This window comes from Colwellia sp. BRX9-1 (assembly GCF_014077195.1).
Taxonomy (GTDB): Bacteria; Pseudomonadota; Gammaproteobacteria; order Enterobacterales; family Alteromonadaceae; genus Colwellia_A.
On sequence record NZ_JACGVM010000010.1, the window covers coordinates 131,152 to 155,514 of the forward strand.

Sequence of the window (24,363 nt, forward strand, 5' to 3'; positions counted from 1 at the left end):
TTTCAATTGCTTATTGTAAGTTTACATTTTAATCACTTTTATATTACATTTATTACAAATGATAATTATTACCAATAAAGGCTTTATTTTTATGGTGATTCAGTTGTAATATATCGGCTATAATTTGTTGTTATGCTAAGAGCTAGTTTCTTTTTAGCGTATTTTATAGGACTTGTTTGTGTCATATTGCCAAGAAAAAATCGAAGAGTTTACTCATCCCATAATTCATTTATTAGGCGAGCAATTAACATGGCGCTGGGAAGACAGATTTTCCGCTATGCTGTCTGAATTCTCTCGTGATAAAAAAGATAAAACGCTAGATGCACTTCGCCAACAATTTCAACATGAATGGAATAAAAAAACGGCAAAAAAAGCACCACAAGAAATTAAAGAATACTTAGGTCCCTTAATTAAACTTAACAAAGATCAACTTATTTTAGCTCGACCTGCCACAGATTCAACACCAGCGATTATAGCGTTATGGTGGCCTTGGGGACACGGAGGCACGTATTCATTGCGTTTAGCCGTATTAGATTCACCTTACGAATACGATGAGTCTGCGCAAAGTGATGGAAAGCTCCTTAGCCGCATAAAGAATATGTTTTCTTAATGAACATCGACAATAAATCCGATATTGCAGTCTCTTACTTTTAAATCTATACCCACCAAGTCTATTTAGGTTTTATTTGTCTATATGAAAATTAACACCTTGCTCTGATAATACCTTGATAAAGTCACTTTTACTGCACTGTGCAACTTGCTGGCAAACAATAAGGTATTTATCTATGGCGGGTTGGTGGTCTTGTAAGGCCGCTTCTTGTAACCAAAGTAGTGCTTGGTTTAAGTCTTGCACACCATGCTTACCTGTGATGTAAAGTTCAGCTAAATTAACTTGCCCAAGCTTATAGCCTCTTTCAGCTGAGAGGTTGAATTTTTCAAAGGCTAATTCGATATGGTTATCTATATAGCTCGCTTCTAAAAAAGCTAAACCTGAATTGTTCTGTCTTGCGCCAGGGAAGTAAGTACTACTTAAAAAACGCTTTTTCGCGGTTACAACGGGCTTACCCCTTAATTCATTTTTAATCGGTCTTTCAACCCGATAAATAGCACCTTGCGTGCGCATTTTATGTAATTCAGCAAAACTGTAATGATATTCTTTTCTTGAAAAAAAACTAAAGTGGGTTACATGCCCGACTCTAATGCTTTCATCTGCACCATGCTGCATACGATAAAATAATCGGCTATAGACCACGGTTGCTACATCACCGGTAATATCAGTAACCTTCCCAATACGGTATTTTTCATTGGGTCGTAACTCACTAGAAAGATACCGAAAATCAACATGGTAGAAGTCATTAACAGCAGGGTTTTCGATAAACTGATCAGACAATTGATGTTGCTTGATTTCACCTTGTACTAAGTAACCTAGGAACATTAACGTTAAAAGCGACCCTAAAAATTTACTGAACAATCGCCAAGCGGGAAATAGATTTTTTGACAATTCTTTGACACGCTGTTTTGGTAAAGTCGCTGTATCGGTTTGAACCCAGCATTGCTGACATTGGATGATAGTACTTTTTTTAACCGGGTAAAATGGAATAGACTCAATAAAAAAGAAGGCATATTTAATCACGCCTTTCACCTGATGATGCTTACAACCACAATCAGGGCAAGTTAACTCATTGATTATACTACCTTCAATTATTGATTCACTGTATTCCATTTTATACTCTTTTTTTATTCCATTATTTTTTATACCATTGGTACAAAAATCATACAAGCATTAATTACGAAAAGATTAGTAGACGCATATAGAAATAAAGTCGTGATAGTGAACGTCATTATTAGCTACCCTTTAATGCATGGATCACAGGTTTGTTAATGTATTGACGCAAAGGAAAGTAGCAGGCAAATAACGACAGTATGCTGATCATCGCTAAGGTCACTATAAACACCGGCAGTAATTCTAAGGTGATGTAGTGGCTGACTTGTTCACTAAAACCAATGGTTAATAGAGACAACACGCCAACACTCAGCAGTACGCCCAATAATATTGCACTGGCATTGTCTTTAATAATCAATTTAATTAAGTCGCTTCGTTTAGCGCCAATGGCCATGCGTGTTCCAATTTCAAAACGGCGCATTTGGGTGCTGTAACTTAAAATGCCATACAGACCAATCGCTGATAAAACGAAGGTAATAACCGTGAGTGTTGCAGTAGTAATTGCCGCCGTATACTGGCTAAATAATCGTTGAGCCTTTTGCTGTGCTAAGGTTGAGAATTCAAATAAACTGATCGATTTACTGGTCGATTTAATCGCAAACACTAACTGTTCTCGCGTTAACGTTTGATTGTCTTTTAGTTTAATCAGTAAGTTAGAACGACTTAAATTAGGCATGTAAACACGCGTTGGAATAGATGTTTTTCCCGGCAATTTATGATCGTTAACGATACCTATAATGGTATACGCGCTAGGGCCACCAAAAGAAAGCTGCTTACCGAGTGCTGCACTTAAATTACCTTGTTCCTCGGTAACTAATTGCTTGGCGAGTTGCTCATTAATAATCAGTACTGGCGCTCGGTCAGTAAAGTGACTTTCAATGAAGTTATCGCCCATTAATAAATTCTGTCCCATTAATGAGAAATAATGACTATCGACGCTTTTACCCAGCGGTAATACGGTTTGATTAGAGGTTACTTCGGTTAGCGACCAAGTACCTTCACCATCGGTTAACGGTGAACTATTTCTACTCGCCACACTCACTTGCGGTAATTCTGAAATTTTTTGTTGAATCTCTGCGGTAATAGCAGAGCTCTCTGCGCGCGTTAATTCAACGGCATCAGATTGAGTCAGTACTACACTGCTTAATTGCTCAACGTTCATCACTGACGGATCGTAAATAGTTTGTAATGATGTTTTTAATAAATTTATATTAATAAAAATTAATACGGTAGCCACGGTAACTTGACTGATCACTAAGAAAGTACGCATCCCTTTCGACACTTGCAGCCCTGTTCCTTTACCGCTGGTTTGAATGCTGTTATTTAAGCGACGTAAGTCTATCGCTCGGTAACTTAACAAAGCAAATAGAATGGCTAAGAGCAAAGAGGTTATTACCGCACTGGTTAAGGTGAATAAGCCAAGGTTTAGCTCATTAACGCGAGGCAATACCTGTTGCAAGTTTGTTTGCAATACACCAAAACCTACTTGCGCAATAAGTAAGGCGAGTAACAATACACCAAACATCAGCAGAAATGATTCAGCAAAAAGCACACTAAAAAGGTCTTTACGTTTAGCACCAACCGCTGCACGTAAAGCTAATTGGCTCTTTTTTTCAACCGTGCGTGACAGTTGTAAGTTAGCGATATTAATAAACGCGATGGCTAACAAGCCAATAACGCCTAATAACAATAAATAAGCGCTACGGCCACTATCACCTAAAATTACTGATTGAAATGACAATAATTTCACTTCGATATGCCAGCCTTTGTTGTAGCCATTTTGGTCGATATTCTCTTGCCAGGTTTCATTCACTAGCTGGGTAACTTTCGCTTGCGCTTGTGCAACATTTTCATCTTTAGCAAGTTTGCCAATAAAGGTTAAGTTATTCGCCCTATCCCACCAACGTGCTCGATACGTTTCGCCGCCAGCATTAAAGTTAAAAGGTAGCCAAACGTTGGTTTCTTGGCCAATGGTTGATATTTTAGGTTCAATAAACGCTGACGACAAAACACCAATAACCTGAAAACTTATACCACGAAAAGTCACTTTTTCATCGAGAATATCCGTTGCTTCAGCAAAGTCATTCACCCATGTTTGATAACTTAATACCGCAACAGGAATATTACTATTAATGTGCTCAGACTCAGAAAATGCTCGCCCTATAGCCATACTTGCCGCAGTAAGCTCAAACCATTCAGGGGTAACATAGGCGGTTGATAATGTTGGCTGCGTGGCGAGTGACGTTAGTACTTCATCGTCATAAATTGATAAAGCCACTTGGTCGAAAACCTGCTGGTTCTTCTCTTGTTGATGCCTGTATAAATGCACGAGACTCGGGTAACTAAAAGCAGTAACATTTAAAGCGCCAGCAGCATCAAACTGTTGGCTGTCGACACGGTATAATCGGTCTTGATCAGGATACGGCAAGGGTTTAATTAGCATTACATAGGCCAGTGTTAACACACATAACAAAGCACCTAAGGTAATCCCCATTGTTGAAACAACACTAAAAACAAAGCCCGGCTTTTTCTTCAAGCTTAAAAATGCTTGTTTTAGTTGATAGGTAAATAAGTTCATTATTCACTTCCTTGTAAGTTGCTTATCGCAGGAGAATTAATAAATCGTCTTAATGGTAAATAACAAGCCAATAACGAAAGAGTAGAAATTAATAGGAGTGTCGCGACAAACATTGGCGCTAATTGCGTGTTGATATACGATGAAAGTTCAACACTAAAGAATAAATACGCTGTGAATAAAATAATTAAGCTAAACAATATCCCAAAAAAAATCGGCTTCACGTTGTCTTTTATGATCAGTAATATTAAGTCACGGCGTTTTGCACCAACAGCCATACGTGTACCTAATTCAAGGCGGCGCATTTGAGTGCTATAACTTAAAACACCATATAAACCGAGACCGGCGAGAGAAAAAGTGATTAACGATAAAGCTGCGGTTGTTACTGCGGTCGTTATTTCGGTGAACAAGCTTTTGGTAAGAAGATCATTGGCGGTATTGAAACTAAAAACAGAATATCTTGAGTCAATCCCAGCTAACAATTTGCCCAGTTCTTCGCGACTTATAGACTGACCTGCCTTTATTTTAAGCATAAATTTGTTGTCGTTTAGATTATCGGGCACATAGGCTCTTGGTATAGGCGCAGCTACATCTTCGCTGCCAAACGGAGTATCGCCAGGAATGGCAATATCTTTAACAATACCTATTATTTTAAATTCAGGCTCATTTATCGATACTAGCCGCATACCTATGACATCACCGTCAGGTGTTAACTGCTTAGCAAACGCTTGGTTAACAATCATCGAATAGTTGTTATCTCGGCTATCTAGCTTGGTAAAATTTTCACCTTGTAATAGCGGTTGTTCAATTATATTAAAATATCTATGATCAATTCTTTTTAAATACGGTGAATGCCCTTCATTATCATCAAGTTTGGTTAGCAATTTAATACCAAAGCCATCTAAAGGTGAACTCGCATGTGCAATGGCTTTCACCTGTGGTAAGGCTTTAAGCTTTTCTATGATCTCAGCCATAATGGCGATGACCTCTTCCTGGCTAGATGATTGGGTTGAAGAAAAGTTTAACGTTAAAATCGAGATATTATTGGTGCTAAAACCTATCGGTGCATTAATGGTTTTAACGGCATCTTTAAGTAAGCTCAAGTTGGCAAATACTAATAGCGTCGCTAATGCCACTTGGCTGGCGATTAAGACTTGGCGTGTCTTTGTTGATACCTGTAAACCACTGCCCTTACCACTACTTTGTAAGCTAGCATTGAGTGCACGATAATTGATAATACGAGTACTTAATTTAGCAAAAAACAATGCAAGAATAATGGTTGCTAGCGCCGCACAGCTAAGAGTTATCGGATTAAGAGATAGCTCGTCAACTCGCGGTAATACCGAGGCCAAATATTGCTGCATAATATAAAAACCGCCCTTAGCAAGTATCAAGGCGAGTATGATCGACATCAACATCAGTAAACTGGTTTCAGCCAACATCGCTTTAAATAAATGTTTCTTAGTGGCACCAATCGCTGCTTGAATCGCCATTTGACGTTGCTTTTCTGCAGTACGTGCGATAAACAAATTAGAGATATTTGCGCAGGCAATCAATACTAAACCAATCACACCCGCTAACAGCATTACCGCAATAGACTCACTATCCCCGAGCATAACGTCCTTCACTGAGCGGACTCGCATTTCGATTGACCAATCCTTGAAGAATCCCATATCAGCAACACCTTCTTGCCAGCGTTTACTCACTAAAGGGGTTAAAAGTTGTTGTGCTTGGCTTTTGCTAAGCCCTTTTTTCAATTGACCAATAAATTTAAAGTTACCTTTAATGCTCAAAAAACTTTTTCTGCTTACTTGGTCAGTCTGATTATAATCCCATGGCAGCCAAACTTGCGTTTCACGCCCAATTTCAGCCAATTCGGGTTCAACAAAATCTTCTGCCAATACACCAACAATGCGATAACTAACACCCCTGACATTGATTTTTTGTTCAAGAATATCCGCACTGCCATCATATTTTTGCTGCCAAGTATTATAACTGAGCATAGCTACTGGGTTATTGGTATCCAGAGCTTCGCTAGCCGTAAACATTCGACCTGTTGCCATAGTCGACGCTAACAGTTGATGTAACTCCGGCGTGGTATAAGTGGTATTGACGAGTGGTTGGTTAAGGTGAGAAAGGATCACATCTTGGTCATAATACATGATGGCCGCTTGTTCAAATGCGGCTTTACTTTGGTATAAATGCACCAAGCCAGCATAACTATAAGCAACTGTTTTGGTCTCTTTTTTATCGCCAAGAACCTTATGCTCAGCAACAAAAAGTCGATCTTGCTCAGGGTATGGCAATGGCTCAATCAACAATAAATAGGCTAGTGTTAACACACATAACAACGCGCCTAACGTAACGCCCATGGTTGAAACCACACTAAAAACAAAGCCTGGTTTTTTCTTAAGGCTTAAGAAGGCTTGTTTTAACTGATAGATAAATAGATTCATTATTCATTGCCCTTTAAGGCATGAATAACGGGGTTTTTAATAAATGGGCGTAACGGCACATAACAGGCAAGTGATGAAAGCAGTGATATTGCTCCCACTGTGAGAATAAATAAGGGGAGAAGCTCTAAGCTAATATAAGCATTTAATGTATCACTGAAACCAAGATACAAAACAAGTAATACAACAAAACTTACCGCTAAACCAATGCCTAATGCGCCAGCATTATCTTTAAAGACTAAGCTAACAATATCTTTACCCTTTGCACCAATAGCCATGCGAGTACCAATTTCAAAACGACGCATTTGGCTAGAATAGTTAAGAATACCGTACAAACCTAAACCTGATAGTAATAACGTTAAAATAGCCAATACTAGTGTCGTAACGGCTGTAGTTACTGAAGAAAATAATCGACGGTCTTTATATTCATTGAGTGATGTGAAGGTGAATAAACTTAATTTTTTATCAACGCTTTTCATCGCACTAATCATTTCATCACGATTAAATATTTGCCCTTGATGCTGTTCTATTAGCAACATATTTCTTGCCAAACTTGCGGGGTAATAAAAACGAGACTCTACTCTCTGTATGCCAGGCATATTAATACTTTTTACAACACCAATAACTTCAACACCATTTTTGAATTTAAAGCCAATCGCACTGCCATTTGGCGCTAATCTTTGTGCAAAAACATCATTAACAATCATCACGCTTCTGTCGTCTTTAATATCTGCAGCACTAAAGTTGTCACCTTCAATAATCGCTTGTTTGAGCATGCTAAAGTATTGTTCATCAATATCTTTCCCTAGCACGGTATAACGATTTTCTGTTTCCATAGCTGTTAATGCCAAAGTACCAAAGCCTGTGGGTCGCATCGCTTGGCTTACTTTTTTTATTTTCGGATGGGCTAATAACTCAACTTTAAGGGCAGTGAGTTTTTGTGCTTTTATCTCGCTTTCAACATTGGGTAATGCCAATACCACCGAGGTAATGTTATTTGTTTGATAACCCAAAGGTTGGTTTACTAATTCACTGGCGTCTTTATACAAAACGACATTAATAAAGACTAAGGCGGTTGCTGTCGCTATTTGACTGCTAATTAAGATGTTTCGCACACGCTTTGACACTTGAATACCACTGCCTTTGCCACCTGATTGCAACGTAGCGTTAAGTGCATGATAGTTGATCATTTTCAAACATAAATGTGAGAAGGTAAGTGTTAACAAGACTAAAAGTAAAATAGAAGCTGAAAATGAAAATGCATTGAGTTCAAGTTCATCAATGCGTGGTAGAAAATCACCAAGGTAATATTGTAAAACACTAAAACCAACAAAAATAACAACCTGCGCGAGTATAATAGCGGCAAACATTAACAGCCCTGTTTCAGCTAAAATATTGCGAAATAATTGTGCTTTAGAAGCACCAACAGCCGCAGAAATAGCAAGTTGCTGCTGACGCTCTACTGTTCGTGAAACAAATAAATTGGCGATGTTAGCGCAAGCAATAAACAGTAAACCTAATGATCCAATCAATAATAAGTAAACGCTACGTTCACCATCGCTAACAATAAAAGATTTTAATGTTTGTGTTTCAAGTACGATCGACCAATTTTTAAAAAAGTCATGACCCGATACCTTACTTTGCCAATTCTCATTGACGACCTTTGTTAGTATTTGATCAATTTGTGGCTTGGAATATTCCGCATATTGCTTATTCAGCTTACCAACATATATCAAACCGCTATCATCATTTCCCCAACGTTTTCGTTCTCTTTCACTTACCGAATTATAATCCCATGGAAGATATAACTCGGTTTTAAAACCAGCGCCGGCGAGTGGCGCTTCAATGTTATTTTCTGCGAGTACACCAATAATTCGGTAGTTATTTCCGCTTAACGTCAGGCTTTTTTCAAGTACATTAATGTCGCCATTAAACTTATTTTGCCATGTTTCATAAGTTAAAACGGCAACGGGGTTATAACTGTTAACTTTTTCACTTTCTGCAAATCCCTTCCCTAACTCCATTTTTGCAGAGAACAATGAAAACCATTGCGGCGTTATAAATGATATTGCCACCATGGGTTCGCTTGGCAAAGAAGTAATGACCCCGCCATCAACATACATTAAAACACTTTGCTCAAATAACGATTGCTGGTTATATAAATGCATTAGATTAGGGTAGGTAAATGCGCGGCCATCAATAGCATTTTCATTACTGATTAATTGATGTTCAACATTATATAAACGCTCTTGGTCAGGATACGGTAAGGGTTTTATTAACATGACATACGCTAAGGTCAGCACACATAATAATGCACCTAAGGTTACGCCCATGGTAGAAACCACACTAAGCACAAAAATCGGTTTTTGCTTTAAGCTTAAATACGCTTGTTTGATTAAATAACTGTTCATTTTTCATGACCCTATCTTCTGACCATCACCCTGAATAAGGTTCAGGGTGAGTTATCTCGCTAGTTTTACACCCAGCGGGTCTAAAATAGCGTCATCCTGAACTTGTTTCAGGATCTGGTTTTTAAACTTTTCAACAACTTTAGATACTGAAATAAATTCAGTATGACGGTAAAAAGTACTTATTGAGTTAGCCGACTTAACCGACTAGTTTTACACCCAGCGAGTCTAAAATAGCGTCATCCTGAACTTGTTTCAGGATCTGGTTTTAAACTTTTCAACAACTTTAGATACTGAAATAAATTCAGTATGACGGTACAAAGTACTTATTGAGTTAGCCGATTTACCCGACTAGTTTTACACCCGGTGAGTGTAAAATAGCGCCATCAAGAAGCTGTACTTTAGTACGTGCCATATCTGCATAGCGCGGATCATGCGTTACCATACAAATGGTTGTACCCGCTTTATTTAATTGGTCGAGTACATCCATAACTTGGTCAGCACTTTTAGAGTCAAGGTTACCCGTTGGTTCATCCACTAATAGCACTGCAGGATTAGCAACTAACGCACGAGCAATGGCAACACGTTGTTGTTGACCGCCAGAAAGTTGGTTTGGTTTGTGACTAATACGGTGTGACAGGCCTACTTTTTCTAAACATTCTATGACACGTTTTTTGATTGTCGCGTTATTAGGCTTGTCGGCATGGTAGCGCAGTGGCAAAGCCACGTTGTCGAAAACTGAAAGCTCGTCTATTAAATTAAACGATTGAAATATAAAACCAATCTTTGCATTTCTAACTTCTGCAGCTTGATCCAGGGATAGGTCAGTAACATTGACACCTTCAATGAAATACTCTCCACTGCTACTTACATCAAGTAAGCCCATAATTGATAAAAGTGTTGATTTACCACAGCCAGAAGGACCAGATATTGAAACATAGTCTCCTTTATTAACGGTTAAGTTAATTGATTTCAAAGCATGTGTTTCAAGTTCTTCGGTTTCAAAAATTTTGCCGATATTTTTTAATAATAAAATGGCTGTGCTCATGTACCTATCCTTTTGTAATTTTATGACTCAATTATAAAATCGAAATTTTGGCTGTTTTATAGTTACTTAAATCTGAAATAATAAATTGGTCGCCCAAGTTGGCTCCCGCACTTATTTCAATAAATCGTCCAGTTTTTTCCCCAAAACTTATATCGACTCTTATAGCTTCAGACATTTCTTTATTAAGCCGATACAGCGAAGTTTCACTCTGCGCTTGCACATTGGCAGGTCGGTCGATGTAGTAAATGTTTTTGAGTACTTTAGCCGTGATCACCGCATCAATGTTTTGTTCGGGCCTTGCACTTTTAGGTAGTTTTCCAGGGAATGATATCTCCACCTCGACGGTGTTTTGGTCAACAATAGGGTCAATACGCTTAACTTTCCCCTCAATGAGTTCTTGTCGGGTATCAACGATAACGTTCTGACCAATTTTAACTAATTGCACTTGGTTTTGTGGCACGCGGATCAACGCAATTAATTCGGTAACACTACCAATTAAGGCGACTTCTTGCCCTGGAGACAAGCTTTGCCCTAAATTTACAGATAAACGTTGTAGCACACCGTCAAAACCGGCCTTTACCACTAATTTATTTTTCCGGTCTTTAGCGATTGTTAGCCTTTGTTCAACTTGCTTAATTCGTTCTAGTTGTATATTTATCGCCTCTTTATGTACTTCTTTAAGCTGTTCATTACGTTCTTTAAAAATTTCAATTCGTTCTTTTAACTGATCTTCACGCAATATGCTTTCTTGATAGTCTATTTGTTTGACAATACCGCTTTTTACCAATTTATTTTGTGCCGTTAACGTTAAACGAGCCCCTTTATGCTGTGATACAAGTTCTAAATAATTTGACTTTTCGGTGAGTGTTTCGCGTCTTTGGTTTAATTTTAGTTGGCGTAAATTGGCTCTTGACTCAGCTACTGAATATTCAGCACTTTGCACTTGTTGCTGCAGTTCTGGGTTTGCTAATCTTACGATTACGCTTTCTTTGGTAACAGTAGCGCCAGGTTTTAATACGATTTCTTCAACCGTTGCTTTGGTGAGGGTAGTAATTAATTGCAATTTATCTGAGGTTAACTTGCCGTATCCTTCTACGGTAACGTCTATATTTCCTTGCTTTACCGTTGCAAGCAATAAATCTTTTCTCGCTAGGCTGACACTATTAAGTGACGCTTTTGCATAACTTACCAATACAATAACAATAACAGCGGCGATCGTTACTATTAGTCCTTTGTTATTGAGCAATGTTTTTTTAGGCTTCTGTTTTAAAATATCCACATTATTCTCTTGGTTGTTGCTTAACCGTCTTTCTATATATTGATATAGCTAATTTCGTGCCAATAATATTTCCTATATAAATCAATGTAAAACATTAAATCGACAACCTTATTTTCGTACTAGTTCGATAATGAACTCAAAATATTTCGTTATTGATGTGAAGTAATTCGGTGATTCCTTTTTACTTCATAATTTGTAGCCATTACAATTAATACTTTATTTCTATTTGGGATAGACTCTTGCTGAAACATGTTCTTATTTGGGATTTACCTTTACGACTTTTTCATTGGCTATTTGCCTTTACTGTTATTGCCTCTTGGTACACTTCTGATCAAGACAATAACCTGATTGATATTCATATGAAACTTGGCTATTTCGCTTTAGGCTTACTTGTTTTCAGAACTTTGTGGGGATTCTTCGGTACTAAACACTCGCAGTTTAGATCTTTTTTTCCAACACCTAAGCGCCTTATTAACTACATTGGTGATATAAAAAACAATCAAGTTAAAAATAGTAGTGGTCATAATCCATTAGGCAGTTTGATGGTTTTTTTGATGATTTTTCTCATCAGTTTACAGGCAATAAGTGGTTTGTTTATCAATGACGATGTATTTTCTTCTGGACCTTACTACGATAGTGTTAGCAAAGAAGTCGAACATGTTATGATGTTTTTACATCACAATGTCTTTGATTTTATGATTGCAGCCATTGCTATGCACCTATTGGCAATCGCCTATTATGAGCGAGTAAAAAAGCAATCGATAATACTCCCAATGATCACAGGAAAAAAGCTTGCCGCTAAAGTAGATAAAACAAATGTGATCAAACACTCTAAGTTATGGATTGCACTTTTAATGGTAATAGTGGCTGTGGTTTTTGTTTATTGGCTGGTGGTGCTGAATGCACCTGTTATAGAAGAATATTACTACTAATACATTTGTTATTTTAACGATAGGTGATTACAGGATGTTTTACACCGCTGAAATCACCTATTAATTTATGTTAATAAAACCCTAAACCATCAGACTTTAAAGTACTAAAGTCGTTTAAATGGTCACGGGTTAAGCACTATTCTGCTTTAAAATCATCATGGCAGCCGCCGCAGGTTTTACCTACACCACCAATCGCTTTTTTAATAAGACTTTCATCTCCGCTTAAAGCTGCTTTTTGCAAATTAGCCGATGCTTGTGTTAAGTCATCAATACGTTTTGAAAATGCATCAGGTTGTTCCCAAATTTTGTCGAGTGCTTCAGTCTTCACTTTATGTGCCGAAGTGTTCGTGCGGGTATAGTCGGCAATCATCAGTGATAATTGATTAATGCGTAAAGCATGCGTTGATACTTTTTCCGCATCAAATTCAATTTTTCCTTTAGCCATACCGCCTAAAGGACCCATGTTGCTGCCCAACAAACTAAATATTGATTGGCGTAAATCAGTCGCTTTTTCTGCATGTTTTAAAGAGCTTGCTGAGTTAGCGATTGCACCTGTAGCTAATACAGTAAAAATACTCGCGGCTACTATTTTTGTAAATAATTTCATTTTATTTATTGTCCTTATGGTAATTTTATCACTATAGCAAAACTTCACTATTAAATGACAATAATTATTATTTACAAATCAACATATTGTTAAACCAATTTCATTGATTCAGCTTACTCAGATAAACAAAAGTTCATTTTCGAACTCTTACCTAGTTCATAATTGAACTCGCGGCTAACCCCTGTTAATGTTGGGCTTAGGTAGAATCATCATTACGGTAACGCCTGATTGCAGTTGACCACTCTCGTTATTATTATGCAGCTCCATTACCCCATGATGCTGTTCAATGATATTACGACAAAAGCTTAACCCTATTCCTTGCCCTTGTGGTTTAGTTGAATAGAGCGGAACAAATAAGTTGTTCATGTTAGAGAAACCATGGCCATCGTCGGTAATTTCAATAATGTAATATTGATCTTCTAAAGCAAGGCTAACCGCTATTTCAGTGGCGCCTGCCTCTTTAGCATTTTTAAATAAGTTAATAAAAATTTGTTCTATAAATTCGCCATCTGCCCAAAATTCATTAACACGCGCGTTGAGGGTAATATTTATATCGGAGAACAAACCCGAAACAGACTTAATAACGTGCTCTACAGACAACCACTGGCAATTTATTTGTAACTTTTGTGATAACGACGAGTAACGGTTCACAAAAGATTGTAAATGCAAACAACGCTCGGTAATAACACCAAGCACCATTTTGTCTCTTTCGTTGCTTGCTTTGTCTGCTAGTGTCTCTGCCATCGAAGATACTGGTGTTAATGAATTACGGATCTCATGGCCGAGTACGCGAATGATTTGCTGCCAGGCATTTAATTGGCTTTCTCGCAATGCGGGTTCAATATCAATAAAAAGCAGCAGTTGATGATTTTCACCATCATCTATAAATTCACTGTGACGTATTTGCCAGCGGTTTTGTTTCGCTTGTTCTATGAACTTCCAGTGTCCGTCATTGTAATGTAAACCCAATAAATCGGCAGTGGCGTGACGAAACATTTGCCATGGTTGCTTAAACAGATAATAAAACGCTTCGTTACCAAGTGTAAGCTGTTGTTTTTCATTAAATATCAAAACTGGTGTATCTAACTGTGAGATCAATTGATAAACCAGAAAAGCCTGCTGATCATAATGAGACTTTTGTGTTTGTAACTTTTCACTCAGTTGTTTCAATTGCTGATGAAATTCGCTAACTTTACCCTCTGGGAAAGTTGATTTTCCAAATTGGTTATAATCTTCTTGAGTAATGGCATCTATATGTAAAGAAGCACGAGTAAAAGATCGCATCACACGCTGCTTTATTGACAAAGTAAAGCCAAAACAAATCGTAAAAAGCACTAATTCAACAATAACGATCCACTGCCACTTTATCGTTAAAAGCCATAAAATATAACCACTTAACAACAAAATAACAGTACAGAGTATAGCAAGTTTTTTTTGTATAAAGCTTTCTAGAGAATTAGTTTTTAGCAAGGCCATATTTCTCCACACGTCGATACATCGACGCTTTTGTTAAACCCAGTAATATCGCCGCTTGAGGTACATTTCCTGCGCTTTGTTTGAGCGCTAATTTAACCATGGCAACTTCCGCTTCAGCCAATGTCATTAATGGTAATTGATTACTCGGCTCATTATTTTGAAGCGCATTATTGGCTAAGTTTTCGACTGCCCCCGCAGGACTGACATTTCTAATGTGCAAATCTTCTGCCAATAACTGTTCATGTTCAGCTAACAATACCGCTCGTTCAACTAAATGGCTCATTTCCCTCACATTTCCTGGCCAATGGTAATCAAGCATAGCTTGCTGTGCACCGTGCGATATAGCGCGAACAGACCGTTGATATTTTTTAGTGAATTTATCAACAAAGAATTGCGCTAACAATAAAATATCTTCCGTGCGTTCTTTTAACGACGGCACTCTAAATTCAATAGTATTAAGACGGTAATATAAATCTTCTCTAAATAGCTCAGTACTTAGTAACTGAGTAAAGTCACCATTAGTCGCTGATATTATACGAGTATTTGTTTTTTGTGTCAGGCTTGATCCAAGGGTTTCGTATTCTCCATTTTCTAATACACGTAGTAGTTTAGCTTGTTGGGAAAGTGGAATATTGGCGATTTCATCCAAAAATAAAGTACCATTTTCAGCGAGTTCAAAACGCCCAATACGGTTTTGTTTGGCATCAGTAAAAGCGCCTTTTTTATGGCCAAACATCTCGCTTTCAAACAGTGACTCGCTGATAGCGCCCATATTTACGGCAATAAAAGCTTCGTTATTACGCGGTGATTCTTGATGAATAAAGCGAGCAAGTTCGCTTTTACCTGTGCCATTATCACCGGTTAATAAAATACTGACATCGGTATGTGCCACCGCTTTTACTTTTTTCAATAATTGCGTCATAACGGGTGATTGCCAGACATAATCGTCACAATTTTCATTGATAAGTTGTTGTTTTAATTTTTTATTTTGACTTGAAAGGTTTAAAAGGTTGAGCTGCTGCGCCACAGTATGCAATAAGTGTTTATTACGCCAAGGCTTTTCAATAAAGTCGTTAGCACCTAAGTTCATTGCTTTTACGACTAGGTCGGTGTTCGACCAAGCGGTCATTGCTATTGTAGGTGTATGTCCAAATGAAGAGTTTTGTAACCAAGTAAGAAAAGCTAAACCTTCTTCACCAGACGTTGTGTCTAGTTGATAGTTCATATCAAGCAATATCAGTGATATAGCATGATTTTTTAATTTCACTTGTGCAATTTGAGGGTTGTCGGCTTCAATAACGGTGTAGTGATGATCTTCTAACAATACCGCTAAACTTAGACGGATATCCGGACGGTCATCAATAACTAAAATACAAGGCATCTACTGATATTCCTTAGATAAATGTAACGAAAGCAAAATTATCTTAATAATACTTTCGGTGCTGAGCTTGCCATCTCGGCGCGCACCCAGTCAATAAAAACCTCAATACGTTTGCGCTTGGCTGAATTGGGGTCGTAAGCCAAATAGCGTTTCCAAATCACTGGATGCTTAATTTTAAAAGGCACAACTAATTGCTTAGTATGAATGTATTGTGAAAACATCGCACTGGCAGCAAGTGTAACGCCATGGCCACTTAATACTGCATTTAAGGCCATATCGCTCGAGGTAACTTCTGTTTTCTTAGTCATGCTTTCAAAGCCTTTGACGCCTGCATGTTCAAACCATTTATCCCAAGTAACTACATGGTCATTAGCTAAGCTAACTAAAGTGCAGTCTAGGAGGTCTTTGGGGCTTTGAAGCCACATATGTTGTAATAACTTGGGGGAGCAAACGGGATATACGACATCTTCACCAAAATCTTCCATGACGAGATTATCAGCGTTGGACACTTGTTTTTTAACACCAAAGCGTATCGCCAAATCTATATTTTTTTGTTGTAAATCTTCTTTCTGATTTGAGCCTAATATGCGTACATTAACATCCGGGTGTACTTGAGAAAATTTATATAAACGAGGCATTAACCATAAAGAACAAAATGCTTGTGTTGACGTAATCGTTAAATCGCCAGCAATATCTTCTTGTTGAATACTGTTAAGCCCTTTTATTAATGTGTTAAGCGCTTGATGTGTCGACTCATACAAAGTCTCACCGCTTGGCGTTAACAACATTTTACGGCCGGTACGAACGAATAATTTTACGGATAAAACGTTTTCCAATTGCCGCATTTGTTGGCTAACCGCCGCTTGAGAAACAAACAACTCCTCTGCCGCTTGACTATAACTTTTATGTCGAGCAGCACTTTCAAAGGTACGCATTGCATTTAAATACTTGAGTCGTTGATCCATCTTTACTTATTTGCCATAAGTTTTACTTATATTAAGTGTAAGTTTATATCGTTGGTTTGTCATTTTTTGTTTTGACAGAATAGTCTTACACCCACAAATAAGGATAGATAATGGAAAAGCCAACAAAAACATTAACCACTGATAATAAAGAAATTAACAAACCATTTATTGATAACAACAGTAATATACTAAAAAATAAAACAGCTACAACTCAACGACGTTTAGCTATTATTTCAAATAATTTAAACTTATGTCTTTTAATTCATTTTAAATAATGACTTTCGCTAAAAAATTTTCGTAATAAACTTTTACATTTTACGATGAACCGACGCTTTTTACTTTGGTCTATACTCGCAACAATCAAAATTAATAAATGATTCTCTGAGGACAACCATGAAAGCTCTTAAAACACTATTTGGCGGATTCATCGCCTTGACCTTATTCGCTGCGACAGCGGTTGCAGCACAAGACAGTAAATTTGAAGAAGGTAAGCACTATACGGTTATATCTGAACAAACTACCAACAAACCTGAGCTGCGTGAATACTTCTCTTATTACTGTCCTGCGTGTCGCGCTTATGAGCCCTATTTAAATGAATTCGAAAAGGTATTGCCCAAAGGGGTGAAGCTGGAAAAAACGCACGTGGACTTTATGCAACAAACTGCGCCAGAAATTCAGTTTATGCTAAGTAAAGCCCTTATTATTGCCGAGAAGACGGCTGTTGCTAAAAAATTCTCTCCTGCCATTTTTAACTATTTACAGACCGAGCGTGCAACGATAAATAGCGAAGAAGATATTCGTAACATTTTTGTATTGAGTGGCGGAGATGGTGCTAAATTTGATAAAGGCATGAAAAACTTTAGCATTATTAGTGAAGCTAAGCGTAATAAGCAGACTCAGGATAAGTTATCAGCGGCTCGTCAATTAACCGGTGTTCCGACTATGGTGGTTAATGGTAAATATTTGATAAATTCTAAAGCCCTTGATGATAAAAACTTTTTCGCTGACTACACCGCATTAGTCGCGCACCTCTTTACCTTGTAATATGTAAAAGAAGACCTAGAGAATATTCACTGCAAATTAAGAATCTATTATTTAGAAACTCAATTGCAGTGATATGGCGTTTAATACGCTAACTATCTTCTGGTGTATTTATTTTTCGGTCCTGAGCGTTTTTTAGCGTCACTATGCTCACCTAACGCTTTTTTTCTATCGCGCTGTTTCTGTCCACCTTTTCTTGCCGGCTTTTCTGTTTTTGTTAAGTCAGGTTCATAACCAGGATACCATTGCTGCAATAAGCGCGTATCGAGTACCTTTTCAACCGCTTCTAATAACCACTCTTCGCTAGGGCTCATCAACGAAACAGCTACCCCTTCATTACCTGCTCGACCCGTTCTTCCTATTCTATGAATATAATCTTCAGCAATATAAGGGAGTTCGTAGTTAATAACATAATTTAAGTTTGCAATATCTAAACCACGAGAGGCAACATCGGTAGCCACTAAGGCACGGGTTTTTCCTTCTTTAAACTCTGCTAAGGCTTTTTCTCTTGCGCCTTGAGATTTATCGCCATGAATCGATTGCGTTTTAATACCGTCTTTACACATTTCTTTCGCTAATGCGTCGGCAGTTACCTTAGTACGGGTGAAGATAAGTACTTGTTTCCAATTCTTTGAACCGATTAAAAATGAGGTTAATTCACGCTTTCGATCACTATCAACGGTATAAAGAATTTGCTCTACTTTTGCTGCCGCTGCATTTCGCTCACTGACTTCAATTAACTCAGGATCGGTTAATAAGTTTTTACTCAGTTTAAAAATTGCATCGTCGAAAGTTGCTGAAAACAAGAGGGTTTGGCGCTTAAGTGGTACCCGATTTAAGATACGGTCTATCTCATCTTTAAAGCCCATATCTAACATACGGTCAGCTTCATCAAAGACTAAAAATTCCAGTTCCGTTAACGCTAAAGAGCCATTAATAATATGGTCAAGTAATCGTCCGGGGGTTGCCACTAAAACATCCACACCTTTGTTTAATGCAGTGATTTGTGGGTTAATACTGACACCACCGTAAGCAACGGCAATATTGAGTTCTGTGTTTTCAGCATAACTAACAAAACTTTTATAGACTTGTTGAGCAAGTTCACGTGTAGGCGTTAACACTAAAGCTCGAACAGGACGATTTTCAGGAAGTGTTGCCATTAACTTTTGTAAAATAGGTAAAGCAAAGGCCGCTGTTTTTCCTGTTCCTGTTTGCGCTCCAGCCATAATATCTTTTCCAGCTAAGATCGCAGGAATAGCTTTTAACTGAATAGGGGTGGCCTCATCATAACCAAGTGCTTTTACAGCGTTGGTTAGGCTCTTATCTAATGCTAAAGAAGTAAAACTCATGTAATTAACGCTGACCTTTGGCTGATTGATTTTTTTGTTTGTTTTTTAGTTCTTGTTCAAGCTCATCTGGGTAAAAAACTAACCCTTGCTCATTTTGACTAGGAAACACCACTAAGGCTAATTCGTCGTCTGCCAAACCATGCGACCAGTGACTAAACCATTTACTTAATGAAATAGCTTCTGGCTGACATTCTTGCCATTCATCTGTGGCCCAAGCCTGGGCAAATTCTTTATTTGGCCAGACAGGTACGCAATCTTCATCTTCGGTATTAAGCATCACACAGCCGTGCTCGTCTTTTAATATCCAAATTTCATTATTTACGACAACTTCTTTCAGAAAGTAATTGGCTCGTTGAGCATCATCGTAATTTAAAACAAGTTTGATTTGTTGTTCGTCTAGAGCTTGCACTATAAAATATTCCTATCAGATTTGTATTAGGTTACATACTATTCTACAAAGATTTGCATTTCTTCGCCGATGAGTTTACGCATTTCCATTAATTTTATCGCTGACTCATTTTGTTTAATATCTTCTGGCGACTCAGGGATCCATTTAGGGATTTTTTCTGACTTACCGTTTTCGTCAACAGCCACCATAATAACAATACAATGGGTTGTTAATGTGCGATTAAGTAACTTTGGATCACAGGCATTTACTTCTAACGCGATATGCATTGATGAATTGCCGGTATAAATGACTTTAGCCTCTACTTCAACTAAGCTGCCAACATGAATTGGGGCAATAAAACGTATCCCCCCTGCATAAGCAGTTACACAATAACGACCACTCCAACCGGCTGAACATGCATAAGCGGCTAAATCGATCCATTTCATTACGGCACCACCGTGAACTTTACCACCAAAATTTACATCTTGTGGTTCAGCTAGAAATCTTAGGGTAATATCTCTTTGTGGTTTGTTCATTGGTTAACTCTCTTGTTAAATATTTTTATCGTACTAAGCAGGTATCGTTCCAGCTTAGTATATATATTATTATCTGAAATCTATTAGGTATAACAGCAATCATCAGATTAAAATAGCAATAGTTTGCACCTAACGAGTGCAAAAAATAAATGTAATAAGGAATATAATGAAAATTTGGGTCGATGCCGACGCTTGTCCAACCGTTATTAAAGAAATATTATTCCGTGCTGCTGAACGTGCAAAGATTGAAACAATCTTGGTCGCTAATCATTTCATTAAAACGCCACCCTCAAAATTTATTTCTTTTATACAGGTTAATGCTGGTTTTGATGTTGCCGATGATGAAATAGTTAAGCGTTCAGCAAAGCATGATTTAGTGATCACAGCAGATATTCCCTTAGCAGCGGAAGCTGTAGAGAAAGGCTGTTTAGCCCTAAACCCTCGTGGCGAACTTTATACCGAGAGTAACATCAGGCAAAGACTCAACATGCGTGACTTTATGGATACTTTACGTTCTAGCGGTATTCAAACTGGCGGTGCACCCCCGATCAGTCAAGCTGACAGACAGGCATTTGCAAATAACCTAGATCAACTATTAGCAAAATTAAATAAGGCTCATTAAGAGCCCTAATTTAATTTTCTAAACTAGCGTGACGCAGAGTATGGGTCGCTATTACTTTTTGGTGCTGTACTTGCTGGGTTTTTACGACGACCACCTGCATTCGAATCTTTATTCGCGTTACTGTCATTTCTATGACGAGGATTTTTACTTTGCGGCTTATGACCTCGTGCATTATCGGCAGAACGTTGTCCGTCATGATGTTCAGTTTTTGCTTTTTTAGGCTTATTTGCTTTTAAAGGTCTTAAAGGACGTGATTCTAATAAAAAATTAAAAGGTTCAAATCCTGGCACTATTTCACGAGGTATATGGGTTTGAATTAAATGCTCTACATCGTTTAATAAATCAATTTCTTCTGAACAGACTAATGAAACCGCTTTACCACTTGCACCCGCTCGACCAGTTCTACCGATTCTATGAACATAATCTTCTGCAACGTTAGGTAATTCAAAGTTAACAACTTGTGGTAACTGGTCAATATCAATACCGCGCGCTGCAATATCGGTAGCAACTAAAACATTCACTGTACCATCTTTAAAGTTAGCTAATGCTTTAGTTCTAGCTCCTTGGCTTTTATTACCATGAATAGCCGCTGCTCTTATACCTTCAGCCTCTAATTGTTTGGTTAACTTATTTGCTCCATGTTTAGTTTTCATAAACACTAAGACCTGTGGCCATTCATTATCTTTAATGAGTGCTGTTAACAAGGCTGGCTTTTTCTTTTTATCAACAGGATAAATTACCTGTTCAACTTTTTCAGCGGTGGTATTTCGTGGGCTAACAGAGATCTCAACAGGATTATTTACTAACCCTCGCGCAAGATCACGGATATCTTCTGAAAAGGTTGCAGAGAATAAAAGATTCTGACGTTGCTTAGGTAAGACCGATAATACCTTTTTAATATCGCGAAGAAAGCCCATATCTAACATACGGTCCGCTTCATCTAACACTAGTATTTCAAGTTGCTTAAAGCTGACTGCTTTTTGATTATATAAATCAAGCAATCTTCCTGGTGTTGCCACCAATATATCGACACCTTGGCGAAGGCGCATCATTTGTGGATTAATTTTCACACCACCAAAGACCACTGTCGCAGTTAAAGGTAAGTACTTACCGTACATTTCCACATTTTCATATATCTGTGCCGCTAACTCTCGTGTTGGCGTTAAGATTAGTGTGCGTACTTGATTAGCCTGTGGCTTGTTGCCACCTGATAAACGTTCTAATATTGGTAGTGTAAACCCTGCTGTTTTACCGGTTCCCGTCTGTGCTGCTGCCATGACATCTTTCCCACTTAGTACGGCGGGAATTGCTTGTGCTTGAATTGGTGATGGTTCGGTATAACCTTTTTCAGCAATCGCTTTTTGAATCGGGGCAGATAAGCCCAACGAGGTAAAACCCATAGATAAATCTCTTTATAAAAAGTGGAAGTTAGCCAATGTACAGCGGCGTTGCAGAATACAGTATAGCTATTATAAGTGCAATTACGAGAAGGGTTATCTGCAAGCAAATAAGCTATATATCCTAATATTTAATTATTGTCAGTTGCAAAGCTAGACAAGTGGTTTTAATTCCGCTAAAAGTCTCTACAGATAAAAGAATATTCAAGGGAGTTTATGAACAAGATTGCATACAGCAAGATGCGTTTTTTAATCGTTGAAAGTATCAGCCAATCACGTGATGCATTGAAATTATTCGCTTACACGCTTGGTGCTCTTAGTGTTGATACGAGTAACCGCGCCTCAGATGTATTAATACTTTGTGAAAAAATTCAGTTTGACGTTATATTATTAGGTTATGACCTGGGCGAAGATAAAAAAAATGGTCAACATATTCTTGAAGAATTAAGGTCTAAAAAGTTTATCTCACGTCATTGCGCTATCGTTATGATAACCGCTGAGGTTTCACAAGCTATGGTGTTAGCTGCCCTCGAACATAAACCCGATGAATACCTTGCTAAGCCATATACACTTAACGATCTTAACATTCGATTAGCGCGATGTTTCGCTAAAAAAACAGCTATGCTTGATATATATAACGCTATGGATAACAACGACTCCCAACAAGTTATTTCATTATGCCAAGATATTATCTCCATAAATTCAATTTATAAAAATGAATGTTTAGGAATTCAATCTAGACAATACTTTGAGTTAAAACAATTTGATAGGGCCCGAGATATTTACGAGACTTACGCTTGTTCTCCTAATTGTCAGTGGGCGGCAATTGGCCTAGGAAAGATAGCATTACTCGATCATGATTATAACTTGGCCGCTGATTGTTTTAATACGGTAATAGAAAATAATCCACTTTATTTGTCAGCTTACGATTGGCTAGCCAATACCTACCAATTAAATAAAGAACCTCTGTTAGCAGAAGCAATTTTAGAAAATGCTTTGGTTGTTTCACCTCTTTCTGTACCACGTCTAGAGAAATATGCAGACTTATGTTTAACAAATCAGAACTTCGATAAAGCAACACAAGCTTTTGCTAAAACTGCAGCGCTTGCCTTTCACTCTGTTCATAGAAAACCTGATAACACCTTACATTTTGTCGAAGCGCTACTTGAGTCCATGACAGATCTAGAACCTCAAAAATCACGCAGACTAAGTAACAAAGCTTTTAAATTACTTACTGATATGGTCAGGGACTTTAATACCATAGAGATTAAGATTCATAGTAAATTATTAGCAGCAAGGTTGTATGATAAAATTAAAGATCCAAGGCTTGCTAAAGAAGCACTAAAAGAAGCTGAGTTGTTACTAATAAACTGTAAACATCAAATATCATCAGTAGGTACAATTGCAATAGCCAAATCACTCATGGCTATGGGAAAGAAGTCTTATGCTGATAACCTACTAACTGAGCTAGCTCATGTAAATCAAGATAATTCCCCAATACTGACACAAATAAACACTATTGCAGATAAGCCTTATTCTGACCATGAAAGGATTGCGGCACAAAGCGCATTAGAGTTAGGTGTTAGTCTATATAAGAAGCATAAATACAGTCTGGCGATTGATAAACTCAATGATGCACTGGTTCATTTTCCTAATCACACTGGGATTAAGTTGAATTTATTGCAAGTGTTACTTGTTTCGTTTGAAAAAGATAATGAGAGGGTTGGCGATCTAGCACAGGCTGAGATATTAATTAAAGCATTAACCTTGATCGATTCTACTAGTGAGTTTTATATTAGGTTTAAAAAGTTAAGTGATAAGTATTCAGATATGATAAAAATTAGCTAAGCGCTAATATTATTAAATAGTAAGGATTTATGTTTGAATAAAGTGGTGGAGGGAGGTGGATTCGAACCACCGAAGGCTGAGCCATCAGATTTACAATCTGGTCCCTTTGGCCACTCGGGAACCCCTCCACGGGGCCGATAATTCAACTTGTTAGTTGTATTATCTTAAACAGCCGCTTAACAATACCATTTAAGTGGTTATTATTAAACTTAATTAGGAGCCTAGCAATGTCCTACTCTCACATGGGAACTCCCACACTACCATCGGCGCTACTGCGTTTCACTTCTGAGTTCGGAATGGGATCAGGTGGTGCCACAGTGCTATTGTCGCTAGAC

At 37.8% G+C, this 24,363-nt stretch carries 20 protein-coding genes, 1 tRNA gene and 1 rRNA gene; 6 read left to right on the top strand and 16 right to left on the bottom strand.

Features of this window, described 5'->3' with window-relative positions:
- Positions 1-178: 178 nt before the first annotated feature.
- Entirely contained in the window at positions 179-610 is a 432-nt protein-coding gene (locus H4J76_RS11190; RefSeq protein ID WP_182215298.1) for a hypothetical protein, read from the top strand.
- A 72-nt stretch (positions 611-682) separates the two neighbouring features.
- Here H4J76_RS11190 and H4J76_RS11195 read toward each other — a convergent pair whose 3' ends face one another.
- The 6 genes from H4J76_RS11195 to H4J76_RS11220 form a co-directional block, all read right to left on the bottom strand.
- Positions 683-1,723: a tetratricopeptide repeat protein gene (locus H4J76_RS11195; RefSeq protein ID WP_182230603.1), complete on the bottom strand. Its 1,041-nt coding sequence runs from the start codon at positions 1,721-1,723 to the stop codon at positions 683-685.
- Between the two features lie 121 nt (positions 1,724-1,844).
- Positions 1,845-4,301 (bottom strand): ABC transporter permease, encoded by a 2,457-nt coding sequence (locus H4J76_RS11200; protein ID WP_182230604.1) that lies wholly within the window; start codon positions 4,299-4,301, stop codon positions 1,845-1,847.
- Positions 4,301-6,754, bottom strand: coding sequence for an ABC transporter permease (locus H4J76_RS11205; RefSeq protein ID WP_182230605.1), 2,454 nt, complete (start codon positions 6,752-6,754; stop codon positions 4,301-4,303). The genes H4J76_RS11200 and H4J76_RS11205 overlap by 1 nt, the downstream gene beginning before the upstream one ends.
- Positions 6,754-9,162, bottom strand: a complete 2,409-nt coding sequence (locus H4J76_RS11210; protein ID WP_182230606.1) for an ABC transporter permease — start codon at positions 9,160-9,162, stop codon at positions 6,754-6,756. The genes H4J76_RS11205 and H4J76_RS11210 overlap by 1 nt, the downstream gene beginning before the upstream one ends.
- A gap of 340 nt (positions 9,163-9,502) precedes the next feature.
- On the bottom strand, positions 9,503-10,207 hold the full coding sequence (locus H4J76_RS11215) for an ABC transporter ATP-binding protein (protein ID WP_182221416.1): 705 nt from the start codon (positions 10,205-10,207) through the stop codon (positions 9,503-9,505).
- Between the two features lie 31 nt (positions 10,208-10,238).
- Positions 10,239-11,486: an HlyD family efflux transporter periplasmic adaptor subunit gene (locus H4J76_RS11220; RefSeq protein WP_182230607.1), complete on the bottom strand. Its 1,248-nt coding sequence runs from the start codon at positions 11,484-11,486 to the stop codon at positions 10,239-10,241.
- A 239-nt stretch (positions 11,487-11,725) separates the two neighbouring features.
- Here H4J76_RS11220 and H4J76_RS11225 point away from each other — a divergent pair, with 239 nt between their 5' ends.
- Positions 11,726-12,418 (top strand): cytochrome b/b6 domain-containing protein, encoded by a 693-nt coding sequence (locus tag H4J76_RS11225; RefSeq protein ID WP_220466019.1) that lies wholly within the window; start codon positions 11,726-11,728, stop codon positions 12,416-12,418.
- Between the two features lie 136 nt (positions 12,419-12,554).
- Here the strand turns inward: H4J76_RS11225 and H4J76_RS11230 are convergent, their stop codons facing one another.
- From H4J76_RS11230 to H4J76_RS11245, 4 genes are all read right to left on the bottom strand, one after another.
- Positions 12,555-13,025, bottom strand: a complete 471-nt coding sequence (locus tag H4J76_RS11230; protein ID WP_182221414.1) for a cytochrome c — start codon at positions 13,023-13,025, stop codon at positions 12,555-12,557.
- 174 nt (positions 13,026-13,199) lie between these two features.
- A complete protein-coding gene (locus H4J76_RS11235) occupies positions 13,200-14,501 on the bottom strand; it encodes a PAS domain-containing sensor histidine kinase (RefSeq protein WP_182230608.1) in 1,302 nt (433 codons plus the stop codon).
- Positions 14,482-15,882: a sigma-54 dependent transcriptional regulator gene (locus H4J76_RS11240; protein ID WP_182230609.1), complete on the bottom strand. Its 1,401-nt coding sequence runs from the start codon at positions 15,880-15,882 to the stop codon at positions 14,482-14,484. Before H4J76_RS11240 ends, H4J76_RS11235 begins: the two co-directional genes overlap by 20 nt.
- A gap of 38 nt (positions 15,883-15,920) precedes the next feature.
- Positions 15,921-16,847 (bottom strand): LysR substrate-binding domain-containing protein, encoded by a 927-nt coding sequence (locus tag H4J76_RS11245; RefSeq protein WP_182230610.1) that lies wholly within the window; start codon positions 16,845-16,847, stop codon positions 15,921-15,923.
- 110 nt (positions 16,848-16,957) lie between these two features.
- Between H4J76_RS11245 and H4J76_RS11250 the strand changes: the two genes are divergently transcribed.
- Entirely contained in the window at positions 16,958-17,122 is a 165-nt protein-coding gene (locus H4J76_RS11250; RefSeq protein WP_182230611.1) for a hypothetical protein, read from the top strand.
- A gap of 118 nt (positions 17,123-17,240) precedes the next feature.
- Positions 17,241-17,891: a thiol:disulfide interchange protein DsbA/DsbL gene (locus H4J76_RS11255; RefSeq protein WP_182215277.1), complete on the top strand. Its 651-nt coding sequence runs from the start codon at positions 17,241-17,243 to the stop codon at positions 17,889-17,891.
- A gap of 92 nt (positions 17,892-17,983) precedes the next feature.
- On the opposite strand, the gene H4J76_RS11260 is transcribed toward H4J76_RS11255, so the two are convergent.
- The 3 genes from H4J76_RS11260 to H4J76_RS11270 are packed head-to-tail and all read right to left on the bottom strand — an operon-like array spanning position 17,984 to position 20,161.
- Positions 17,984-19,237: a DEAD/DEAH box helicase gene (locus H4J76_RS11260; RefSeq protein WP_070375249.1), complete on the bottom strand. Its 1,254-nt coding sequence runs from the start codon at positions 19,235-19,237 to the stop codon at positions 17,984-17,986.
- Between the two features lie 4 nt (positions 19,238-19,241).
- Entirely contained in the window at positions 19,242-19,649 is a 408-nt protein-coding gene (locus H4J76_RS11265; RefSeq protein ID WP_070375250.1) for a DUF2750 domain-containing protein, read from the bottom strand.
- A gap of 35 nt (positions 19,650-19,684) precedes the next feature.
- Positions 19,685-20,161, bottom strand: a complete 477-nt coding sequence (locus H4J76_RS11270; RefSeq protein WP_070375251.1) for an acyl-CoA thioesterase — start codon at positions 20,159-20,161, stop codon at positions 19,685-19,687.
- Positions 20,162-20,327: 166 nt separating this feature from the next.
- Here H4J76_RS11270 and H4J76_RS11275 point away from each other — a divergent pair, with 166 nt between their 5' ends.
- Positions 20,328-20,783 (top strand): YaiI/YqxD family protein, encoded by a 456-nt coding sequence (locus tag H4J76_RS11275; RefSeq protein ID WP_070375252.1) that lies wholly within the window; start codon positions 20,328-20,330, stop codon positions 20,781-20,783.
- A 23-nt stretch (positions 20,784-20,806) separates the two neighbouring features.
- Here the strand turns inward: H4J76_RS11275 and H4J76_RS11280 are convergent, their stop codons facing one another.
- Positions 20,807-22,183 carry a DEAD/DEAH box helicase gene (locus H4J76_RS11280; RefSeq protein ID WP_070375253.1) on the bottom strand — a complete coding sequence of 459 codons (1,377 nt, stop codon included), beginning with the start codon at positions 22,181-22,183 and terminating at the stop codon, positions 20,807-20,809.
- A gap of 213 nt (positions 22,184-22,396) precedes the next feature.
- On the opposite strand from H4J76_RS11280, the gene H4J76_RS11285 reads away from it, so the two are divergent.
- Positions 22,397-24,028, top strand: a complete 1,632-nt coding sequence (locus H4J76_RS11285; RefSeq protein ID WP_182230612.1) for a tetratricopeptide repeat-containing response regulator — start codon at positions 22,397-22,399, stop codon at positions 24,026-24,028.
- Between the two features lie 43 nt (positions 24,029-24,071).
- Here the strand turns inward: H4J76_RS11285 and H4J76_RS11290 are convergent.
- Positions 24,072-24,156: transfer RNA gene (locus tag H4J76_RS11290), tRNA-Tyr, on the bottom strand.
- A 91-nt stretch (positions 24,157-24,247) separates the two neighbouring features.
- Positions 24,248-24,362, bottom strand: a 5S ribosomal RNA gene (rrf, locus tag H4J76_RS11295).
- Position 24,363 lies beyond the last annotated feature (1 nt).